Annotated in this window: 19 protein-coding genes and 1 other annotated feature; of the genes, 16 read left to right on the top strand and 3 right to left on the bottom strand. The window is 41.7% G+C overall.

What is annotated here, in order from left to right; all coding sequences use genetic code 11:
* The first annotated feature begins 174 nt into the window (after positions 1-174).
* From cmoA to Q7657_RS14065, 7 genes are all read left to right on the top strand, one after another.
* Positions 175-903: a carboxy-S-adenosyl-L-methionine synthase CmoA gene (cmoA, locus tag Q7657_RS14095; protein WP_008986605.1), complete on the top strand. Its 729-nt coding sequence runs from the start codon at positions 175-177 to the stop codon at positions 901-903.
* A 15-nt stretch (positions 904-918) separates the two neighbouring features.
* The gene (gene cmoB / locus Q7657_RS14090; protein ID WP_008986604.1) at positions 919-1,893 is read left to right on the top strand and encodes a tRNA 5-methoxyuridine(34)/uridine 5-oxyacetic acid(34) synthase CmoB; all 975 of its coding nucleotides are present in this window, start codon (positions 919-921) and stop codon (positions 1,891-1,893) included.
* Positions 1,894-1,979: 86 nt separating this feature from the next.
* The gene (locus tag Q7657_RS14085; RefSeq protein ID WP_053988412.1) at positions 1,980-2,789 is read left to right on the top strand and encodes an ATP-dependent zinc protease family protein; all 810 of its coding nucleotides are present in this window, start codon (positions 1,980-1,982) and stop codon (positions 2,787-2,789) included.
* Positions 2,790-2,803: 14 nt separating this feature from the next.
* Entirely contained in the window at positions 2,804-4,312 is a 1,509-nt protein-coding gene (locus tag Q7657_RS14080; RefSeq protein ID WP_107164982.1) for an inactive transglutaminase family protein, read from the top strand.
* 3 nt (positions 4,313-4,315) lie between these two features.
* Complete coding sequence (locus Q7657_RS14075) at positions 4,316-5,290, top strand: alpha-L-glutamate ligase-like protein (protein ID WP_107164981.1); 975 nt, start codon at positions 4,316-4,318, stop codon at positions 5,288-5,290.
* A 133-nt stretch (positions 5,291-5,423) separates the two neighbouring features.
* Positions 5,424-5,930: a VC2046/SO_2500 family protein gene (locus tag Q7657_RS14070; protein WP_008986600.1), complete on the top strand. Its 507-nt coding sequence runs from the start codon at positions 5,424-5,426 to the stop codon at positions 5,928-5,930.
* 223 nt (positions 5,931-6,153) lie between these two features.
* Complete coding sequence (locus Q7657_RS14065) at positions 6,154-6,843, top strand: SDR family NAD(P)-dependent oxidoreductase (RefSeq protein ID WP_053988415.1); 690 nt, start codon at positions 6,154-6,156, stop codon at positions 6,841-6,843.
* A 126-nt stretch (positions 6,844-6,969) separates the two neighbouring features.
* Here the strand turns inward: Q7657_RS14065 and adhE are convergent, their stop codons facing one another.
* Complete coding sequence (gene adhE / locus Q7657_RS14060; RefSeq protein ID WP_107164980.1) at positions 6,970-9,663, bottom strand: bifunctional acetaldehyde-CoA/alcohol dehydrogenase; 2,694 nt, start codon at positions 9,661-9,663, stop codon at positions 6,970-6,972.
* A 716-nt stretch (positions 9,664-10,379) separates the two neighbouring features.
* Between adhE and Q7657_RS14055 the strand changes: the two genes are divergently transcribed.
* The 4 genes from Q7657_RS14055 to Q7657_RS14040 all read left to right on the top strand — a co-directional run bounded on the left by Q7657_RS14055 (position 10,380) and on the right by Q7657_RS14040 (position 15,437).
* The gene (locus Q7657_RS14055) at positions 10,380-11,018 is read left to right on the top strand and encodes a YchE family NAAT transporter (RefSeq protein WP_107164979.1); all 639 of its coding nucleotides are present in this window, start codon (positions 10,380-10,382) and stop codon (positions 11,016-11,018) included.
* Positions 11,019-11,228: 210 nt separating this feature from the next.
* Positions 11,229-12,047, top strand: a complete 819-nt coding sequence (locus tag Q7657_RS14050; protein ID WP_053988418.1) for an ion transporter — start codon at positions 11,229-11,231, stop codon at positions 12,045-12,047.
* Positions 12,048-12,197: 150 nt separating this feature from the next.
* Entirely contained in the window at positions 12,198-14,555 is a 2,358-nt protein-coding gene (locus Q7657_RS14045) for an ATP-binding protein (protein WP_107164978.1), read from the top strand.
* A complete protein-coding gene (locus tag Q7657_RS14040) occupies positions 14,556-15,437 on the top strand; it encodes a mechanosensitive ion channel family protein (RefSeq protein WP_053988420.1) in 882 nt (293 codons plus the stop codon). It abuts the gene before it with no gap.
* A gap of 55 nt (positions 15,438-15,492) precedes the next feature.
* Here Q7657_RS14040 and cysS read toward each other — a convergent pair whose 3' ends face one another.
* The gene (gene cysS, locus Q7657_RS14035) at positions 15,493-16,875 is read right to left on the bottom strand and encodes a cysteine--tRNA ligase (protein ID WP_008986593.1); all 1,383 of its coding nucleotides are present in this window, start codon (positions 16,873-16,875) and stop codon (positions 15,493-15,495) included.
* Between the two features lie 201 nt (positions 16,876-17,076).
* Between cysS and Q7657_RS14030 the strand changes: the two genes are divergently transcribed.
* Both Q7657_RS14030 and lpxH read left to right on the top strand, forming a co-directional pair.
* Positions 17,077-17,571 (top strand): peptidylprolyl isomerase, encoded by a 495-nt coding sequence (locus Q7657_RS14030; RefSeq protein WP_107164977.1) that lies wholly within the window; start codon positions 17,077-17,079, stop codon positions 17,569-17,571.
* 46 nt (positions 17,572-17,617) lie between these two features.
* A complete protein-coding gene (gene lpxH / locus Q7657_RS14025; RefSeq protein ID WP_107164976.1) occupies positions 17,618-18,358 on the top strand; it encodes a UDP-2,3-diacylglucosamine diphosphatase in 741 nt (246 codons plus the stop codon).
* A gap of 30 nt (positions 18,359-18,388) precedes the next feature.
* Here lpxH and Q7657_RS14020 read toward each other — a convergent pair whose 3' ends face one another.
* A complete protein-coding gene (locus tag Q7657_RS14020; RefSeq protein WP_107164975.1) occupies positions 18,389-19,291 on the bottom strand; it encodes a sulfite exporter TauE/SafE family protein in 903 nt (300 codons plus the stop codon).
* A 334-nt stretch (positions 19,292-19,625) separates the two neighbouring features.
* Here Q7657_RS14020 and Q7657_RS14015 point away from each other — a divergent pair, with 334 nt between their 5' ends.
* The 3 genes from Q7657_RS14015 to hisG all read left to right on the top strand — a co-directional run bounded on the left by Q7657_RS14015 (position 19,626) and on the right by hisG (position 22,817).
* Positions 19,626-20,852 (top strand): EAL and HDOD domain-containing protein, encoded by a 1,227-nt coding sequence (locus tag Q7657_RS14015; protein ID WP_107164974.1) that lies wholly within the window; start codon positions 19,626-19,628, stop codon positions 20,850-20,852.
* A gap of 2 nt (positions 20,853-20,854) precedes the next feature.
* Positions 20,855-21,379, top strand: coding sequence for a YchJ family metal-binding protein (locus tag Q7657_RS14010; RefSeq protein WP_107164973.1), 525 nt, complete (start codon positions 20,855-20,857; stop codon positions 21,377-21,379).
* Positions 21,380-21,743: 364 nt separating this feature from the next.
* Positions 21,744-21,879, top strand: a sequence feature (His leader region).
* A gap of 41 nt (positions 21,880-21,920) precedes the next feature.
* Entirely contained in the window at positions 21,921-22,817 is an 897-nt protein-coding gene (gene hisG, locus Q7657_RS14005) for an ATP phosphoribosyltransferase (RefSeq protein ID WP_053988424.1), read from the top strand.
* The last annotated feature ends 1 nt before the right edge of the window (position 22,818 follow it).

Below are 22,818 nucleotides of genomic sequence, written 5' to 3'. Positions count from 1 at the left end.
TAGCAGAGATTTCTTATAAAGCAACTAATCAGAAAACACTAAAGACAAATGCTGCTATTTTCTCTACAATACGCGACCTTTCAAAGGTGATGGATCGCCTGAGTATCAACAAGGTTTGATGCTCAATACACACAAAGGATCCCTGTTCTTTATATATTATGAGGTTCGTGAGAAATGGCAGGCCACGACAATATTTTTGCTGCGCCAATTGAAAAACTGGGTGATTTCACGTTTGATGAACGTGTAGCTGAAGTTTTCCCTGATATGATCCAACGCTCGGTTCCGGGTTACAGCAATATCATTTCAGCCATTGGTATGTTAGCTGAGCGCTTTGCCAAGCCTCATTCTAAAATCTTCGATCTTGGTTGCTCTTTAGGTGCAGCCACACTGTCTATGCGTCGTCATATCCAACAAGAAGGATGTGAAATATTAGCAATTGATAACTCAGCTGCTATGGTTGAACGTTGTCGCTTATTAGTTGACGCATATCGCTCTGATACACCAGTACAAGTCATTGAAGCTGATATTCGAGAGGTCGACATTGTTGATGCCTCGGTGGTGGTTTTAAACTTCACCCTGCAATTTCTTGCCCCACAAGATCGCCAAGCATTATTAGAGAAAATCTATCAAGGCTTGCGCCCTGGCGGCATTTTAATTCTCTCTGAGAAATACATTTTCGATGATGAACGTGCGAATGAATTATTGATCGATCTTCACCACGATTTTAAACGAGCGAATGGTTACAGCGAACTGGAAATCAGTCAAAAACGTAGCGCGATTGAAAACGTGATGCGTCCAGATAGTATTGAAACCCATAAAGCGCGTTTCAATCAGATTGGTTTCTCTAGCTCAGAAGTATGGTTCCAATGCTTCAACTTCGGCTCAATGTTCGCGATTAAATAAGGTTTTTTGTTCCATATGTTTAGTTTTTCTGATTTTTATCAGCTTATTGCACAACACGATACGTTACGTCCATGGCTGAATACACTTCCTAAACAATTAAGTGATTGGGAAGAAAGTGAGCATGGTGATATGGGGCGTTGGATGCGCGCCCTGCAGAAATTTCCAACCGATAAGCCAGACATCATTGATTTAAAAAATGAAGTGAGCGTGCGCAATGAAGTACCTATCGCTGACGGTGAGAAGAAACGTTTAGAAAGTCTATTACGTTTGCTTCACCCATGGCGTAAAGGTCCATACAAGATGCACGACATTCATATTGATACGGAATGGCGCTCAGATTGGAAATGGGATCGCGTATTGCCTCACATTAGCCCATTAAAAGGCCGTACTGTGCTTGATGTTGGCTGTGGTAACGGTTACCACATGTGGCGCATGTTAGGCGAAGGTGCAAAACTAACAGTGGGTATTGATCCATCAAACCTATTCTTAATCCAATTTGAAGCGATTAAGCGTCTAATGGGTAATGATGACCGTGCATTTTTACTACCATTAGGTATTGAGCAACTACCTGAACTAAAAGCGTTTGATACCGTATTTAGTATGGGTGTGCTGTACCACCGCCGTTCACCGCTAGATCACATTATTCAATTGAAAAACCAACTACGTAAAGGTGGTGAGGTTATTCTTGAAACATTAGTGATCGATGGTGATGAAAATGCGGTGTTAGTTCCGACTCACCGTTACGCTCAAATGCACAACGTTTATTTCTTCCCATCAGCAAAAGCATTAAAGGTGTGGATGGAAAAATGTGGCTTTGTTGATGTTCGTATTGTTGACGAGAATACCACGACAACTGATGAGCAAAGATCAACAGATTGGATGACAAATAATTCCCTTCCGGAATATTTAGATCCAGAAAATCCGTCAAAAACTATCGAAGGATATCCAGCACCGAAACGTGCGGTTTTAGTGGCTCGTAATCCTGACTAGTAACTGACACTGGGATGCTGTTCGCATCCCTTTTTGTAAGGTAAACTACGGTAGACATTAGAAAATAGATGCACATAGGAGATATGATGCTTCGCTTCAGCGTACCATTATTAACATTAGCAATACTGACAGGGTGTTCAACCACGCAGCCACAAGATCATCAAGAAACAATGGCGGCGATCAATAACGTAGAACAGAACATCAACACCAAATTTGATACTGTTTCTACGCGCATGGATTCACAGCAGCAATACATTGCTGAGCTAGAAAATAAATTGGCGTCTATTTCTAAAGATCTAAAATTTATTAAGCAAAAAAGCTTAGTAAAACCTAAAGTCATTGTTGAAAAACAAATTGTTCGTGTACCAGTCGAGCCTAAGATTGAAGCAAATCCAACGCAAGCGAATGGTAAAGCGATCCTAGGTCAAGAAGAGTGGGTTTGGATTGATTCAGTAAAATCTTTCTTTAAAGCTCGTGTTGATACTGGTGCAACAACATCTTCTCTTAATGCAGTTGACGTTCAAACCTTTGAGCGTGATGGCAAAGAATGGGTGCGCTTTAATCTAAGTCATGATTCTGCGATGGATACCCCAGAAGAAAAAGCGCAAAACGATAAGGCAACGCCTGAAACAATTGAAGCGCCTATTGTTCGTTGGGTTCGTATTCGTCAATCAACCTCAGAAGACGCGGTTCGTCGTCCAGTGATTGAAGCATGGATCACACTTGGCAGCTTACACGAGAAAGCCCAATTTACCCTTGCCGACCGAACTAAGATGGACTTCCCTGTTTTATTAGGTCGTGAATTCTTTAAAGACATCGCACTTGTTGATGTTGGCAAGCAATTTGTTCAAGGAAAGACTGAGCCAAAACCTGAGCCAGTCAGCGCTAACAAATAATTGATGAGGATGTCATGACGTCTAGAGTACCTTTTTATATCCTAATTTCTCTGCTGATCATTGCAGGTTTGGGACTTAGCATGTATCGCCATGATGTTTACGGTGTGCCGTGGACGCCAGGTGAAGAACGTGCCGTATGGGAAGTGGAAGCACGAGTACAATTCGATGCGGTTGGTGATCCTGTTGAAGTGAAGATGGCAACGCCTGCAACACAGGAAGGCTTTACCCTGATTGATGAAAGTACCTCGTCACCTCCAGGTTATTCTGTAGTAATTCACAATACCAAAGAAGGTCGCCAAGCAGATTGGGCTACACGAACCGCTGTTGGTAAACAAGTGCTTTATTACAAAACTCAGCTATTAGTTGATGATCAAGCACAATACAAAGAAGTACCACCGAAAGGCGAAACTGAAACTGTTAGCTTGAGTAATCCTCAACAAACAGCAGCGACTGCACTTTTGACACAGGCACGTAATTTATCAGCCAATAACGCCACCTTTACTCGTGAGCTTATTCGCCAGTTGCAAGATAAGCAAAATCAGAATGCCTCTGTTTTACTTGATTCAATGAGCCCACAAGAAGCGATCACGAACTTACTTTCTCTTGAAGGTATTCATTCTCGTATCGTAAGTGGCCTAACGCTGGAGGATGGTCGTCGTCGTCAAACCGTGATGCCAATGGTTGAGGTTTGGGACAACGATAGCTGGAAACTGTTTAACCTCACCACTGGTGAAGAAGGCAAGCCATCGGATGTGATGATCTGGAACCAACAAGGCAGCGCAATGCTAGACGTTGTTGGTGGTCGTAACTCAAACATTAGCTTCTCGATTATTGCACAGGACATCACGCCACAACGTGCAACAGAAGAGAAGATTAAAGCTGAAGATTTATTAAACTTCTCCATCCACTCTTTACCACTTGAAGAGCAAGCGATGTTTAAAACCATCATGCTTGTACCAATTGGCGCATTAATTGTGGTATTCCTGCGTGTTATTGTTGGCTTGAAAACCTCAGGTACTTTCATGCCAGTACTGATCGCCGTGGCGTTTGTACAAACCCAATTAATGACAGGTATTATCGGTTTCCTACTAATTGTCGGTACAGGTTTGATCATTCGAAGTTACTTGTCGAAACTGAACTTGCTCTTAGTCTCGCGGATATCTGCGGTGATAATAACGGTAATATTGATCATTTCTATCTTCACCGTAGTGGCATTTAAGATTGGTCTTGTTGAAGGTCTAACGATTACCTTCTTCCCAATGATCATCTTGTCATGGACTATCGAACGTATGTCGATCCTATGGGAAGAAGAAGGTGCCAAAGAAGTCTTTGTACAAGGTGGTGGCTCACTACTGACTGCGATCCTTGTGTACCTTGCAATGACTAACCCTATGGTACGTCACCTAACATTTAACTTCATTGGTGTGCAGTTGATCATTCTAGCTGCCATCCTAATGCTAGGTAACTACACAGGTTATCGTTTAAGTGAACTTCGTCGTTTTAAGCCGCTGACTGAGGATTAATCGATGAATTTCTTTTCACGTTTTACTTCACCAATCAAGTTGAAAGAACGTGGCATCATGGGGATGAACAAGCGTAATCATAGCTACATTGGTCGCTATAATGATCGCAGCCGTTATCCCCTTGTTGATGATAAATTGAAAACAAAATTTATCGCTCAACAAGCTGGTGCAACCGTTCCTGATTTGATCGGTGTTATCGATAGCCAAGGTTCAGTGAAGAACATTCATGACATGGTCAAAGACTGGCCGGGCTTTGTAATTAAGCCTGCGCAAGGCTCTGGTGGTAAAGGTATCTTGGTTATTGTTAAGCACAAAGACGGTATTTACGTAAAACCGTCTGGCGCTGAAATTAACAAGCAAGATGTTGAGCGTCATATTACCAATACTCTAGCAGGACTGTTTTCGCTTGGTGGTAAGAATGACGTTGCCATGGTCGAAAACTTGATTCAATTCGATAATGTTTTTGACGGCTTTAGCTTTGAAGGTGTGCCAGATGTACGTGTTATCGTATTTAAAGGCTACCCTGTGATGGCAATGATGCGTTGTTCAACATCAGCATCTGATGGTAAAGCAAACTTGCACCAAGGTGCTGTTGGTGTAGGTATTGATATCGCATCAGGCAAAGCAATACGTGCCGTGCAGTTTAACCAACCTATTGAACGCCATCCAGATACTGATCGCTTGCTTAGTGAGCTTCAAGTACCAAACTGGGACAAACTGTTAACCCTTGCTGCAAGTGCATGGGAAATGACAGGTTTGGGCTACATGGGTACAGACATGGTATTGGATAAAGTAAAAGGCCCAATGGTTCTTGAGCTAAACGCCCGTCCAGGTCTTGCGATTCAAATTGCCAATGGTTGTGGTTTGTTACCTCGCCTACGCCACATTGAAAGCATGGGAACCACCGCACATACCCCATCACCAGAAGAACGTGTTGCTTATGCGGCACATCAATTTGGGGTAAAGCCTGAGTTCTAAGCAACGTTAAAAGTTTAACATTCTAAAGCCCTATCTTCGGATGGGGCTTTTTATTATTAAATTGCATAAAACATTAAAGCTTTTACTGCCTGTGTCGATATAAAGCATACTGAGAACATTTAGGCGACAGGCAATGCAATCCATTTCTTTAGACAATATGCTGATTAATGAAATCCAGCTTGGCACAGGACTCAACCATGCAGTTGAATCTGGTCGTCGTGCTGATTTCTCATTAATGTTAGCATTATTATCTTCAGAGTTAATGGAAAGCACCCCACAAGATACCGACCAAGCCCCTGTTCAATCAGAGCAGCAACTTCGCGCTTATTTTGAGTTGCCGACACCACAGCCTCTGACAACATCAGAACACTGCTATCAACGCTCTGCTGAGCAAGCAAAAGCGTTCCACGAAGCCAGCATTGTTAGCACCCGTTTACTACAAGGCCTACAACCAACAGCACTGACTTTTCCTGTGGAAAACACCAAAGGTTTACCCGAAGATATTTTCCATAATCTCTCAGTGCATGAGCGTCGTAAACTGCCGCCAGAAGAGCCTCGTCCAATTTCTGCCTCTCCGCAAAATTTGTATGCTTCGCTGATCCATGCCAAACGCACATCAGAACTTTATCACGCAGCCTAACCAGCTTTAGTACACAAAAACCGAAATATTCAACACTGTTTTCATGCTAAATGCGCATCTTCGTGAACATAGTCAAATACTAGCATATCTAATTATTCTATTGTTTATTCGTTGACTAACATAATAATTAGCTACCGATTACACATATCAGTAGTTTTCTACACTTGCAAAACAGTTATATGCAGTGTGTATCTTGGTATAAGTAATCTTGGATGATAACGCTATGCATATTAAAGAATCCGTTATAATCATTACTGCGGCAGGCTCTCCGATTGGAAGAAGACTTGCGCTGCATTTTGCCTCTCTAGGCACGGAGATCGCATTAATTGATACTGATATTGATGCGTTACACGTTACCTATAAAGACTGTATTCACTATCACCATAATGTCGAAGTTTTTCATTTACAAAACACACAGCAAGCAACAATTAAACAACTATTAACGTCTGTTTATCGAAGGTTTGGACGTTTTAATATTCTGATTAACTCATGGCCAGAAAGCGCAGATATTCCAAACTTACTCGCACCTGATGCGATTACTAGTTTCACCAAGGTGATGTGTAATGGCGCAACGACTTTCTTTGCCTTTGGCAATGTGGCCGCATCATTTATGCAACATACAAAGCTTCCAGCACTTATTATCAACCTAGCCGTTAAACAGCCACATCATCAGCCACAATTACCAGATACCTGTAAATGTGTGGTTCAGGGTTTAACGCAAAGTTGGTCAAAAGAGTTGGCGGAAAAGAATATTCGTGTCGGTGGGATCATCCCAATAAACTCACCGACGGAAGCAAGTAATGACACACAAATACACGCAGCTTTACTCGATGAGATTGTAAGTAGTATTGAGTACATGATCCGTAATGAATCATTTAATGGCAGAGTGTTAGAAGCTGAATCCGCTATTTAATTCATTGCATTTAAAGGATAAAGCCCATCGCTATCCCTTTTTTAACGAATTATTTATCACAGACAAAACGCAGAAAAGAAAAAAGCCCACTAATTAGTGGGCTTTTTCGTTAAGTCTCGAAAGATATTAAGCTTTTGCTTTTTCTTTCTTAGCTTTAGCTGGTTTATCAGCTTCTTGCTCTGACTTCTTGATCACTGTAGTGCCTTCGAAAGTTTCACCTTCAACGAATGCTTTACCGTAGTAAGAAGCTAGAAGCACGTCTTTAAGCTCAGAGATTAGAGGGTAACGAGGGTTCGCACCTGTACATTGGTCATCGAACGCTTCTACAGATAGCTCATCAACCTTCGCTAGGAAGTCAGCTTCTAATACACCAGCAGCCTGAATAGACATTGGGATTTCTAGGTTTGTCTTCAGCTCATCTAACCATGCAAGTAGACGCTCAATCTTCTGAGCAGTACGATCACCAGCTTGAGTTAGACCTAGGTGATCTGCAACTTCTGCGTAACGACGACGTGCTTGTGGACGGTCGTATTGAGAGAATGCAGTCTGCTTAGTTGGGTTATCGTTAGCGTTGTAACGAACCACGTTAGAAATCAACAGTGCGTTAGCTAGACCGTGTGGTAAGTGGAACTCAGCACCTAGTTTGTGAGCCATTGAGTGACACACACCTAGGAATGCGTTCGCAAACGCGATACCAGCGATAGTTGCCGCATTGTGTACTTTCTCACGTGCGATTGGGTCGTTTGCACCATTCGCATAGCTTGAAGGTAGGTATTCTTTTAGCATCTTAAGTGCTTGAAGTGCCTGACCGTCAGAGTATTCGTTAGCAAGAACAGATACGTAAGCTTCTAGTGCGTGAGTTACTGCATCGTAACCACCAAACGCTGTTAGTGACTTAGGCATGTTCATTACAAGGTTTGCATCAACGATTGCCATTTGTGGCGTTAGTTCGTAGTCAGCTAGTGGGTACTTAGCACCAGTTTTGTCGTCAGTTACAACCGCAAATGGTGTTACTTCAGAACCTGTACCAGAAGTCGTCGTGATACATACTAGCTCAGCTTTCTGACCCATTTTAGGGAACTTGTAGATACGCTTACGGATGTCCATAAAGCGCATTGCTAGTTCTTCGAAGTGCGTTTCTGGGTGCTCGTACATTACCCACATGATCTTCGCAGCATCCATTGGTGAACCACCACCTAGTGCGATGATCACGTCAGGTTGGAAGCTCTTCATTGCTTCAGCGCCTTTCTCAACAACAGATAGTGTTGGATCCGCTTCTACATCAAAGAATGTTTGAACTTCCATACCGTTAGCTTTAAGCAGGCTAACTACTTCATCAGCGTAACCGTTGTTGAATAGGAAACGGTCAGTTACTAGGAATGCACGCTTCTTACCTTCTAGATCGCTCAGTGCAATTGGAAGGCTACCACGACGGAAGTAGATTGATTTAGGTAGTTTGTGCCACAACATATTTTCAGCTCGCTTCGCTACTGTCTTCTTGTTGATAAGGTGCTTAGGACCTACGTTCTCAGAGATAGAGTTACCACCCCATGAACCACAACCTAGAGTTAGAGACGGTGCAACGTTGAAGTTGTATAGATCACCGATACCACCGTGAGTCGTTGGGATGTTTACAAGAATACGTGCAGTTTTTAGACGGTCACCGAAGTACTTGATACGGTCAGCGTTAACGTCTTGGTTTGTGTATAGACCAGATGTGTGACCGATACCACCGATTTCAACCATAGTTACCGCTTGGTCTACTGCGTTTTCGAAAGATGACGCACGGAACATACCTAGTGTTGGAGATAGTTTCTCGTGTGCAAATTCGTCGTCAGCAGAAACTTGAACACCTTCACCGATTAGGATCTTAGTGTTAGCAGGTACTGTTACGCCAGCCATTGCCGCAATCTTAGTTGCAGGTTGACCTACGATGTCTGCGTTTAGTGCGCCGTTGATTAGTAGCACTTTACGAACTTTATCAGCTTCTTCTTTAGATAAAACGTAACCGTTATGAGAAGCAAAACGTGCTTTCACTTCGTCGTACACTTCATCCATTACGATAACTGCTTGCTCAGAAGCACACACTACACCGTTGTCGAATGTTTTAGACATAAGTACAGATGCTACTGCACGTTTGATGTCTGCTGTTTCATCGATAACAACTGGAACGTTACCTGCACCTACACCGATAGCTGGTTTACCTGAAGAGTAAGCCGCTTTAACCATGCCTGGACCACCAGTAGCAAGGATAAGGTTGATGTCATCGTGCTTCATTAGCGCGTTAGATAGTTCAACTGATGGTTGATCGATCCAGCCGATGATGTCTTTTGGTGCGCCTGCAGCAACAGCAGCATCTAGCACTAATTTTGCAGCAGCGTTAGTTGAGTCTTTAGCACGTGGGTGTGGCGAGAAGATAATCGCGTTACGTGTTTTAAGAGAGATAAGAGATTTAAAGATCGCTGTAGATGTTGGGTTAGTCGTTGGTACGATACCACAGATGATACCTACAGGCTCTGCAATAGTCATGGTGCCGAACTCGTCGTTCTCTTCCAAGATACCGCATGTCTTTTCGTCTTTGTATTTGTTGTAGATAAATTCAGAAGCGAAGTGGTTTTTAATAACCTTGTCTTCGATGATACCCATGCCAGATTCAGCAACAGCTTGCTGAGCTAGAGGAATACGAGCGTTGTTAGCTGCTAGAGATGCTGCGCGGAAAATCTTATCCACTTGCTCTTGAGAGTAAGTAGCAAACTCTTTTTGAGCAGCTTTAACACGTGCAACCATTGCATCTAGTTCAGTCATATTTGTAACAGGCATAGTAGACTCCTACCTTAAGATTGAAAACTTTTTAGTAAGGATACGGCTTGATTCCTTTCATTCTTCACCCTCTCAGGTCAAGAAAACACATACTTAGTAAATTGCTTTCAAAACTGATTATATTTAGTCATATTTTAAAAAGATTTGATTTAGATCACTATTAATCCACATGTTCAATTAATGCTAAAATTTACTTAAATTGAACAAAAAACAAACCCTTATAAGGTAATGTAAGTGTTTTCATCTATATTCCACATAAACGAGATTTACATCACTTATTTCACAAGACGAAATATTACGTAATAAAAATACATTTACTAGTCCCATATTCACCCAGTTGTGATAGTTATCACCTTTTTATATGACAATTGGTCAATATTGAATCATTAATAGATAAGCAACTTGATCAACCAGAGTAGTAGATATTTTGAAGAATGAAAGAATATTAACAAACCGAAGTAATAATCCTATTTTTTTATAAATATCAACACTTCATTTATAGTTAACGCAAACGTTTTAGATTAAAATATCAACTATATGCAATCTTTGTATTTATTTGTGCTAACTACCTAAAAGCACAAAGCTTTATTAACTACAGATTGAAGATGAAACCATTAACTATGCCTTATATACGAGGCCATTTAACGCAGAGATCAAGTGTATTCATTCACACATCTCTAACGACTTACACTTAGCGCCAAACAACAGAGAAAATCATGCAAGCCATTGAAATAGGAATATTTTTACATTTTTTGGTCGGTCTTTTTGCGACCGTTAACCCAGTTGGGATCATGCCTGTTTTTGTTTCATTAACAGGATCTATGACACCTGAAGAGCGAAATAAAACCGCCCTTACCACCAACGTTGCTGTCGCCGTTATTTTGGTCGTCGCCTTGATTGCTGGTCAGCACTTGCTGGATTTATTTAGTATTTCTATAGACTCTTTCCGCGTAGCCGGTGGTTTGCTACTGCTTAGCATCGCCTTTTCGATGATGAGCGGTAAGATTGGTGAGGTGAAGCAGAATAAAGAAGAGAAATCAGAGTCTGCGATTCGTGAACAAGTCGGTGTAGTACCACTTGCAATGCCGTTAATGGCTGGACCTGGTGCTATCAGTTCAACCATTGTTTACGGTTCAAAATATCCGGGAATGACAACAACAATTGGTATCGCCATTACTATTGTTGTGTTTGCTTTTGGCTGTTGGTTACTATTCCGTTCAGCACCTCTGATTGTACGTTTCCTTGGTCAAACCGGCATTAACGTGATCACTCGTATCATGGGTTTGATCCTAGCGGCTCTAGGTATCGAATTTATCATTAACGGCTTGAAAGTGATGTTACCTGGCTTGGTATAAGCCTGAACGCACCATCGCATCACTAAATAAAGTTAATAATTAAAGATAAAGTCTCGGAATTTCCGGGACTTTTCATTTCTCAGCCTTTCTCAGCGTCATTTACTCATCTTGTCAGTGTTTAATTTGCTATACTACTCTGCTGTTTAATACGCCATGCAAAATAAAATAGCCATAGCATGGTTTATGTATTTCGTTAACTGACACCCTATTATGATTAAACTGACACCAAGACAACGCCTCTATCAAATTATTTTCGGCACTTCGACACGCGCAGGTCAACTATTTGATATTGGCTTAATCATTGCCATCATTAGCTCTGAACTCATTCTGATCATTTCATCAGTCTCAAGTATCGAATCAAAATTCTCGACCGCCTTACTCGGGGCTGAATGGTTCTTTACGATTCTATTCACCATTGAATATGTTTTACGTCTATATTGTTCGCCAAGACCGCTTGCTTACGCCCGTAGTTTCTATGGCATTATTGATTTAATTGCCATAGTCCCTGCTTATATCTCATTCTTTATTCCAGGCTCAAACTACTTATTGATTGTTCGTTTGATCCGTGTGTTACGTATTTTCCGTGTACTAAAACTGGCGCGATTCTTACAAGACTCCAATATCCTTTTGCGTTCATTACGTCATGCTCAACGCAAGATCTTTGTTTTCTTCAGCTCAGTGTTAATTCTGGTTACGGTATTTGGCTCTTTGATGTTTTTAATTGAAGGCCCTGAAAATGGCTTTACCAGTATCCCAAAAAGTATTTATTGGGCAATTGTCACCATTACGACCGTCGGTTATGGCGATATCGTGCCACAAACCGTTATGGGTAAAGCGTTAGCATCACTCACCATGTTACTTGGTTACTCCATCTTGGCAGTACCTACTGGTATTTTGACCGCAGAGCTCAATCAAGAAATGAAAACGACTCGTAACTTAAGGCGCTGTCCAAACTGTGCCACCAGCGGTCACGAGTTAGATGCTGATTACTGCAAAAAATGTGGTACTCAGTTACCAGATCAAATTTAAATCAATTTCAGCTTGCCATTTTAAATGGCTTTCACATTAACCATTTGATCTATAAGACGTGATCTGAACCGTGTTTTTATAACCTCAATCAAATCATCATCTTATATGGTCTACATTTATCTTCATCATTTTGGGAAATAGTAAAGATTAATGCGATTAACCATATATTCATTATTCTGTAGCTTGATACTGATTTTCAGTACGCCGGCATCGGCAAGTTTATCGCTTTTCGATAACAATCAACCGACATTAACGCCTGCTGCAACGCAAATTAATACAGCCATTAACCAACTGCCAGATCAGCATTTATTCACCTCGCAAGATGTGAGGAAAGTAAATACATTGCTATCAAAAACCCTGGCGCAGCAAGAAAAGCATCGTGAATTACTTGCTGAGGCGTTAACCGCTTATCATAACAGTGACAATAAAGAGCAAGCATGGAAGAAGCTCTCTTCAGTCTACAGCTCGCTGCTCAGCATCAGCCAAGATAAAGAACGTTTACTTGATCTAAGCTCATCGGCAATTCAAGACAAAGTAACGGGGTTTGGTCCATTTGGTGTCCAACAGTTCAAATTAGAGTTGTCTATTACTGCGCTTAACTTGCAGTACATGGCGCTATACCAATTACGTAGTTTCCAAGGGTTACTACAGGATATGTGGATCTCACCTGTCCCTGTCTTAATGGTGGCACTGAAAGTTTGCGGTATTTTATTCCTGCTATTCTGGTGGCAACGTAACAGTACGCGTTTAATTGAGCATTTCCGTGAAACACAATTAGAAAGCAATCCACATCCTAATCTGATCTTCCGTGCTATTTGGTACATCAGCCGCGCACATCGTCCGATTGGTTGGTTAATTGCAATCACGTTATCGCTACGCATTGTTTCTCAATTACCGAGCTTGCATCACTTAATTTACTTAGAGATCTTCACTTGGTGGATCCTAGGTGGCTCAATTGCTGTTCGCTTTATTCTTGAGTTTGCACGTCGTAACAGTATCAACAACAGTGATACCGAAGTGGTTGCACTGCGCCTATCAACGATTCGTCAGTACGTATGGGGATTTATTGCAGCAGGTGTGATCTTGCAGATCTCTGCCCGTACATTAGGTCAAGGTACGATTTACGCTTGGATTTGGTCAGTTATTTTCTTTGGCTTTATTCTACTAACGTTAGTAACACTTCGCCGCTGGCGACACATTGTGTTTAAGCGTCTTGAAGACGTTCCACACATGCCTATCTCTATTAAGTGGGCGGTTAATCATAAAGATAAATTCTTACTTTCAATTCCAGCAACAGCACTGGGTGCAGTATGGCTGACATTACGTCGCTTCCAACATACATTGGTTGCCAACTTATCGAAGTACATTTTCTTCCGCCACGCCTTAGCTTACTTATTCCGTATTGAAGTTGCCAAGCAAACAGAAACGGCACGTGAACAGCTAAACATGGTACGTATTAAAGGTACTGCTACCTATGATTATGTCACGCCAGGCAGTGATGATAGCCCAATCATCGAAGATTATGCCCTTGATGAAATTAAGCAGCTATCAGGTTATGTACTAACAGATAAACCCGCTGTTTGTGTGGTATCAGGTGAACGTGGTATCGGTACAACAACCCTACTTCGCCGCTTATTACATAAAGTTAAGAACGCAACGCCGATTTATATTAACTGTCCATACGATGGCTATTCAGAGCTATTACAACAATTGGCGAGTGAACTTGGTTTAGCCGCAGACAGTGATGAAGCGACAATCCTCGATTTCTTACGTAATAGTGAGGAGACGTATTTATTCGCTATTGATAACGCTCAACGCTTAGTCACCCCAAAAGTGGGTGGTTTAAATGATTTAATGAAGATCACAGACTTAATGCGTCGTAGCCGTAAGAGCCACCGCGCACTGTTTGCAATTGAAAAATCATGCTGGCGTTTTGTCGATCGTGCCCGTGGCGAACGTTTGCTGTTTGATTTAGTGACATTTATGCCACGCTGGAGCGAACAACAAATCGGTGATCTCCTAAAAACTCGTTTTTCTTCAGAAGGTGAATATGCCATTAGCTTCGAAGGCTTAGTGCTACCTCGCCAATGGGATGAAGATGACATCACAGAAGAAGAGCGTGCACAGCGTGGTTTCTTCCGTATTTTATGGGACTACTCTGACGGTAACCCAACGGTTGCGGTACGTTTTTTCCGTTTCTCACTGCAACGTGATAAAGACACAGATAAAGTACTGGTTCGCTTATTTAAAGCACCACAATCAGACGATCTGGAGCAAATGCCAAAACCCATGTTGGCGGTACTGCGTTCTATCGTTCAATTGGAAGTGGCTTCACCTAAAGAGCTATCAGAATGTACTCAGCTCAGTATTTCTGAAGTAATTGGTACCCTACGTTATTTCCAGAGCCGTGGTTTTATTGAATGGTCTGATGATAAGGCAAAAGTGTCTGATCACTGGTTCCGCCATATTACTAATGTCCTCCACCGTCAGCACTTATTGGTGAAATAAATGAAGCGTTTATTGTTTTTATTCAGTGCACTGCTGCTCAGCTTTTCTCCTGCAGTATTTGCCGATGACATGCCTAACATCGAAAGCTTTCAACAGTTTGCAAGCTTGATCCGTTGGAGTGGCGTATTATTTTCTATCTTAACCGTTAGTGCTGCATGGCTATTTTTACGTTTTATCCAATCGGTGGTAGATGGTATTAGTAGCCAATTTGCTCAGCGTCGAATGTTGCTGCAAAAGCTGCAATCTTTCTTCCAATTCTTCATTTATATGTCGACAGGTATCGCCGTATTTATGATGAGTTTCCGTGTTGATGATCGTATCCTCGCACTAATTGGCGGTACGATTGCGGTATCAGTGGGTTTCGCCTTAAAAGACTTGGCAGCTTCATTCATTGCAGGTTTAACAGTAATGATCGACCGCCCGTTCCAAGTCGGTGATCGCGTGACCTTTGAAGGTAACTATGGCGACATCATTACTATTGGTTTACGTTCTGTACGTATGCGTACCCTGACCGATGACATTATCACTATCCCAAACAACAAATTCTTAAGTGAAGTAACGGTGAGTGGTAACTATGGTGCGCTAGATATGCAGGTAGTGATCCCGTTTTACATCAGCATGGATCAAGACATTCGCCTTGCCCGTGATTTGATCCAAGAAGCCGCATCATCAAGCCGTTACATTCACTTACCAAAGCCTGTAACAGTATTGGTAAAGCAAACTATTACAGATAACTACTTAGCTATTATGCTGACCTGTAAAGCCTATGTGGTTGATACTAAGTATGAAAAGCTATTTGAAACCGACATTACTTTGCGTGTAATGGAAGAGTTTGCCCGCAATGGCATCAAGCCACCAACGATTGCACTGAAAAGCGCTTAAATCGAAGGTATAAAAAAACCGAGCATCTCGCTCGGTTTTTTATTATGGGATGTAATTACTTACGACGCCATGTTGTGCCCTGTGCACCATCTTCTAAGATGATACCCATTGCCATTAGCTTATCACGCGCTTCATCCGCTGCTGCCCAATCTTTTGCTGCACGCGCATCAAGACGTTGTTGGATCAATGCTTCAATTTCTGCCACATCATCATCTTCACCTGCACCACCTTGTAGGAAAGTTTCAGGCTCTTGAGATAGCAGACCTAGCACATCAGCAAGCTCACGCATACGTGCACCTAATACCGATGCAGCCGCTACGTCGTCAGCTTTCAGACGGTTGATCTCACGCGCCATATCAAATAGCACAGAGTAAGCTTCAGGCGTGTTGAAATCATCGTCCATTGCTTCTTTAAAGCGAGCTACAAACTCTTCACCACCAGCCGCTTCAACAGACGTATCAAGACCACGAAGTGATGTGTATAGACGCTCTAGTGCAGAACGTGCTTGTTTCAGGTTCTCTTCGCTGTAGTTTAGCTGGCTACGGTAGTGACCAGACATTAGGAAGTAACGTACCGTTTCAGGATCGTAGTGGTTTAATACATCACGAATAGTGAAGAAGTTACCTAATGACTTCGACATTTTCTCGCGATCAACCATTACCATGCCACTGTGCATCCAAGTATTTACATACTGAGTGTCGTGTGCACAGCAAGATTGTGCGATTTCGTTTTCGTGGTGTGGGAACTGAAGATCTGAACCACCGCCGTGAATATCAAAGTGATCGCCTAAGATTGCAGAGTTCATCGCTGAACATTCAATGTGCCAACCTGGACGACCTGGACCCCATGGTGATTCCCATGTTGGTTCACCTGGCTTAGACATTTTCCATAGTACGAAGTCGAGTGGGCTACGCTTCGCCGTTTCGATATCAACACGTGCACCAGCTTGAAGCTGATCAAGATCTTGTTTAGATAAACGACCGTAATCTTCAAACTTACTCACTTCAAACATCACATCGCCATTTGATGCAACATAAGCAAAACCACGCTCAATTAAGCGCTCACAAAGGGCGATAATTTCTGCAATAAACTGTGTCGCACGTGGCTCAACGTCTGGACGTTTCATACCTAATGCATCGAAATCCGCATGCATTTCACCGATCAAACGTTCAGTTAATGATTCACAACTTTCGCCATTTTCAGCAGCACGCTTGATGATCTTGTCATCGATGTCAGTGATATTACGTACGAAAGTTAGATCGTAACCAGAATAGCGAAGGTAACGAGAAACCACGTCAAAAGATACAAACGTACGGCCGTGTCCAATGTGACACAAATCGTAGATCGTTACTCCACAGACGTACATGCCTACTTTACCAGGCTGGATTGGGGTGAATGCCTCTTTCTGTCGTGTGAGCGAGTTATAGATCTTTAACATGTCTCTTCATTACTCATATTATGGGGTTACAAATTTAGAAAGGTAATTACACCTTTTATGCCTTTTGTTGGCAAGGAAAATCCTTTGCTGAATGCTATTTTAGCAATTAGTCAACGATTGATCGGGTAATGTTTGTCTGAGCAGGCTATGGTAAGTTAATATTCGACACTTAAAAGAAAATACTCCATTAAGGAAAAGATCATGATTACCCTTCACACAAATTTTGGTGACATCCAAATTAACCTATTCGAAGAGCAAGCACCTGAGACATGTGCAAACTTCCTTCAATACTGCCGTGATGGTTTCTACAACGGTACTATTTTCCACCGTGTTATCGATGGTTTCATGATCCAAGGCGGTGGCATGGCACCGGGTATGGAAGAAAAAGAAACACGTGCACCAATCAAGAACGAAGCAAACAACGGTCTTAGCAACAAGACTGGTACACTTGCAATGGCGCGTACTAATGCTCCTCACTCTGCAAGCTCTCAGTTCTTCATCAACGTTAAAGACAACAACTTCCTAGACTTCACTGGCGAAAACATGAGTGGCTGGGGCTACTGTGTATTCGGTGCTGTTGTTGAAGGTATGGACGTTGTTAACAAGATCAAGGCAGTGAAAACTGGTCGTCACGGTTACCACTCTGACGTGCCAGTTGAAGATGTTGTTATCGAAAACGTAACAATCGAAGAATAAGTCTTCTTTATTTATCAAGGGTAGCGTTCTGCTACCCTTTTTTCATATGACGACACTATTTATTTCAGATCTGCACTTAAGTGCTAGCCGCCCTGATATGACGGATTGTTTTCTGCGTTTTATGGCAGAGGATACCGCTAATATCGATGCTTTATATGTGCTTGGGGATCTGTTTGAAATGTGGATCGGTGATGATGAAGAGTCGCCTTTCTTACAGCAAATCAAACAGGCTTTTAAGACACTGACAGATTCGGGCATCCCTTGTTACTTTGTTCACGGTAATCGTGATTTTCTGATCGGAAAACGTTTTAGTCAGCAAACAGGGGTTCAGCTATTACCCGAACACTCGGTAGTTGATCTTTATGGGAAACCAACGCTGATCTTACATGGTGATACGCTGTGTATTGAAGATGAAGCGTATCAACGTTACCGCAAAAAAGTGCACAACAAGTTCATTCAATGGTTATTTTTCCGTATCCCACTTTCTAAACGAATTCAAATTGGAGAGAAATTTAGAAAAAACAGTAGCAAAAATAATCAGATGAAAAGCCAATCCATCATGGATGTAACAGCCAGTGAAGTGGTTCGTGTAATGGAAGAGTTTCATGTTGATCAAATGATCCATGGCCATACTCACCGACCTGATATCCACTCCCTCACCGTTGATAATAAACCTGCGACACGTATTGTGCTGGGTGATTGGTACGAACATGGCTCTGTACTTGTGGTAAGCCCTGATGGTTATCAGTTAGAAACCCGCGCTTTTGATCAAAGTCAGTGCCAATAAAAAAGGTACGCATCGAGCGTACCTTTTCTTTTATGCTGTCTTTTGTTCAACATTCACGTTCTTCAGCTGCTTTCTATCAGTCGCCCAAGAACGATACATGGTAATTGAGGTGTAAAGCACCACACCACACACTAGCCATGCTAATACCTTCATATCCAGTGATTTCACTAGATATGCTGCAATCACCACTCCAATAGGACCTGTAATTGCGACTGCAACAGAAGCTCGACTGTTGATCTTATTACGGCGAAGGAAACCACCTGCCGAGAAGAAACCTAAGAAGCCACATGAACACATCATCACAGGGAATGCCGCTAACGGATTCATACCCAACATGTAGATCATCGTCATACATGGTGCGTATAAACCAATACCAACCGTCATTAATGCGCCAAATAAGAAGTTACCGGCAATACCGACTGCCAACTTCCATCCTGTTAAGCCTAAACTGGTTCCGCCAAGTGGGAATAGCTTTAACTGACCCGCTAGCATTAAGCCTGCCACCACCAGCAAAGCACCACTCATTACAATACGAATAAGCTGGCGATCCCAGTTCGATACTAATCGTGCACCGACCGTCGCACCTAAACAGGCCGCAACAACCAAGCTAAGTAAAGTAACCGAATCGACATTAACAGCAGTAAGAAATATGAGAGCCTGCACGACCGTTGCTAAAACGGCTTGGCAATTTAACGTACCGGGTAGCACCTGATCGTCAATAAGCTTAAATTGTTTATAACCTGCTGTCATAATAGCGAAACTTCCAACACCAAGAGTGTCACAGAAGTTTGCAAAACCACCAATCAAGGCGACGGGAATAATACGTGTATCTGCTTCCTGCTTCCGGTTTCTTCGCCATGCTCTAATCAGCATCACAATAAAAACACTACCACCAACAAGCAATCCCGCTTGTATCAAGGTAAATATAGACATAAGTTGCACAAATAGGATTTAACAGAATATTCAAAGGGTAAATCAGATAACTCAAGAATAAATGACAAGCATCCGATAGTGGTCGCCATTATGACGCTAAAACGTACCCCTGACCATTTTTATTCGCTCAACAAATACTCACAATAAAGATTCTTAGGCTTTTTAGTTGCGATTGAGCATAAAACATACATTTAAATGAGACTTTTTTTATGGCTCGCATTTTATTTAAATATTGTTAAAACCATCACTTTGCTAATTAACAATTTTTGATATGATTTTCACTATAATAACAATATTAAAAATAAATAATTTTTAACTTTTTCTGCAGAATTACATGTTTTCATATATTGCTCGACAACCTATTTTAAATCGTAATAAGCATACTATCGGCTATGAGCTATTGTTCAGAGATGGTCCGGATAACTGCTTTCCTAATATTGGTGATGAGCAAGCAACCAACCGTCTTCTTAACGATAACTTTTTCAGTACGGCTGGTGAGGTACAATTAACATCAGGTAAACGTGCCTTTGTAAACTTCCCGTACAACTCACTTGTATCAGGAACACCACTTCTTTTTCCAAAACAAAGTTTTATCATCGAAATTCTAGAAAGTTGCTCACCTACAGATGAACTATTTGAAGCGATAAAACAACTACATCAAAAAGGATACACCTTAGCATTGGATGACTTTATTCCAAGTGAGGCTTGGAATCGATTTATACCTTACATTCATATCATCAAGTTTGATATCCGTATTATTTCTATAGAAAAAGCCGCTCGCTTTATTAAGTTCTATAAGGAAAAAACCAAACTTCGTTTCTTAGCTGAAAAAGTCGAAACTCAGGAAGAATATCAACAAGCCTATGATGCAGGTTTTGACCTATTCCAAGGCTTCTTTTTTAGCAAACCAGAATTAATTCAACGTAAATCGTTAAAACCGTCTTCTATTACCACCTTACGTTTATTTAAAGAGATTTGCGTAGCAGAGGTCGATTACGACAAAGTGGAAGAAATCATCGCAACAGATGTCACCTTATCTTATAAGTTGTTGCGCCACGTTAATGCCATGACATCAATGCGCTCAAAACCCGTTACCTCATTTAAGCAGGCTTTAGTTTTCTTAGGTGAAGAAAAGCTCAGACGCTTTATTACCTTTGTTGCAACCTCTCATGCAGTAGAGAATAAGCCACCATCACTGTATAACTTATCGCTACAACGGGCACACTTTTGTGAGCAGCTTTATCGCACTCGAGTGCCTAACGATAACGGCAATCAGGCATTTTTAACCGGTCTATTCTCTTTATTAGATTCATTGCTAGACCAGCCATTAGATGAATTATTGAAACATCTTCCTTTAAGCGAGCAAGTAAAACTCGCCTTAACGAAACGCGTAGGACCGCTTGGCGCGATTTTAAATCTTACTGATGCTTACGATCAGGCTAACTGGCCTTTAGTGAAGAAATACAGTGATGCATTAAAGATCAATGAATCTAGCATTGCAGATCACTATTTAGAGTCAGTAAAATGGTCGGCTGAATATGAGCAAACGCCGGCAAATTAAACATGTCTAAACATACATCACAGTGCCCTTGTGGTAGTAACAAACCGCTGATTGAGTGCTGTAAAGTGATTCATCTTGATCATGCTAAAGCATTACATCCAGAACAATTAATGCGTGCACGTTATAGTGCCCATGTACTGGGGTTAGTTGATTTTGTTGTTCAAACTTACCATCCAAGTTGTGAAGCAGAACAACACCGTGATGCAATTGCAGAATCAGTGAATTTAAAATGGTTAGGGCTAGATGTTCTTAGCAGTGACATTGCTGAAAGTGGCGAAGGTTTTGTTGAATTTAAAGCCATGTACAAAGAAGCAGGCAATGAATATATTCTTCAAGAGCGCTCTCGCTTTTTAAAAGAAGAAATCAATGGGCAATCATGTTGGTTTTACATTGATGGTGAATACCCAGAGCCACCACCAATAGAGCAAGCAGCACCACCAGCTCCTGTTAAAAGTGAGAAAACCGTCGGTCGTAATGATCCTTGCCCATGTGGTAGCGGTAAGAAATTTAAAAAGTGTTGTGGCTGATAAGTATTTACACCCCAATCGCCATTAACAGCTAACTAACAAAAAGCCGATTTTTAGATCGGTTTTTTATTGCCTGTTGTTTCTCAAAATACCGACTTTCTCAAAAAATAGTGACAAGACATACCTTACACCCCAACAACATCTTCAATGTAAATCTATTTTAATATTTAAAACTCAACATCTTATAAAATCAAATCTGACAATTGTGACATCACCAGAAGCTTTTTTGGAAAGAAAAACAAATCCACTAAAACGTTAAAAATAATGTTGCAATATCTAACTCACTTAGTTAGTGTGGATAACAAGAAAATAACACTATCAAGCGTTAGAGAGATTGACTTATGCGTATCCAAATGACTAACAATCATATCCATCACCATCCTGACTAGTCTTTCGGGAGGATACGCCTCACCCTGGAAGACAACATATTCTTCCAGTGGTCACAAGGAATAATCAAATTCAGACCCTCGGAAGAAATAGACTTCCGAGGGTTTTTTAATACCAGATTTTGAATTAAGTGAATTAGGACAGGGAAATGACTATGCAAACACAACGACTACGAATTGCGATTCAGAAAAAAGGCCGACTAAGTAAAGAGTGCCAAACACTGCTTAAACGCTGTGGCGTGAAATTCAATATGGTTGGTGAGCGTTTAGTTGTCCACGCTGAAAATATGCCTATCGATTTACTACTCGTTCGTGATGACGACATCCCAGGTCTGATCATGGATGGTGTGGTTGATTTAGGTGTGATCGGTGAAAACGAATTAGAAGAAGTAAGCCTTGAGCGACAAGCTCGTGGTGAACCATCGGATTATAAAAAACTACGTCGCCTTGATTTCGGTGGCTGCCGCCTTTCTATTGCCATTGATAAAGATGCCGAATACAAGGGTCCTCAAGATCTTAACGGTAAACGCATTGCAACAACTTACCCTCAGCTAGTTAAACGCTACATGGATGATCTTGGCGTGAAATTCAGCACATGTATGCTAAACGGCTCTGTTGAAGTGGCTCCTCGCGCAGGGCTTGCTGATGCTATCTGTGATTTGGTTTCAACAGGCGCAACACTTGAAGCGAATGGCCTTAAGGAAGCGGAAGTGATTCTGCGATCGAAAGCAGTACTGATCCAGTCAACAGAAACACTTGCAGAAGAAAAACAAGCATTGATCGAGCGTCTATTAACCCGTATGCAAGGTGTTATTCAAGCAAAAGAATCTAAATACATCATGCTACATGCGCCAACAGATCGCCTTGAGCAAATCAAATTGCTACTACCGGGTGCGGAAGATCCAACTGTATTACCCCTTGCCGCAGACAAATCACGCGTCGCTATCCACATCGTTAGCTCTGAAAACCTATTCTGGGAAACCATGGAGCAGCTAAAAGAGTTGGGTGCTAGCTCTATTCTAGTATTGCCAATCGAGAAGATGATGGAGTAAT

The organism is Candidatus Photobacterium acropomis (genome assembly GCF_030685555.1).
GTDB classification, from domain to species: Bacteria; Pseudomonadota; Gammaproteobacteria; order Enterobacterales; family Vibrionaceae; genus Photobacterium; species Photobacterium lucens.
This window is presented reverse-complemented; position numbering and strand designations above follow the sequence as displayed.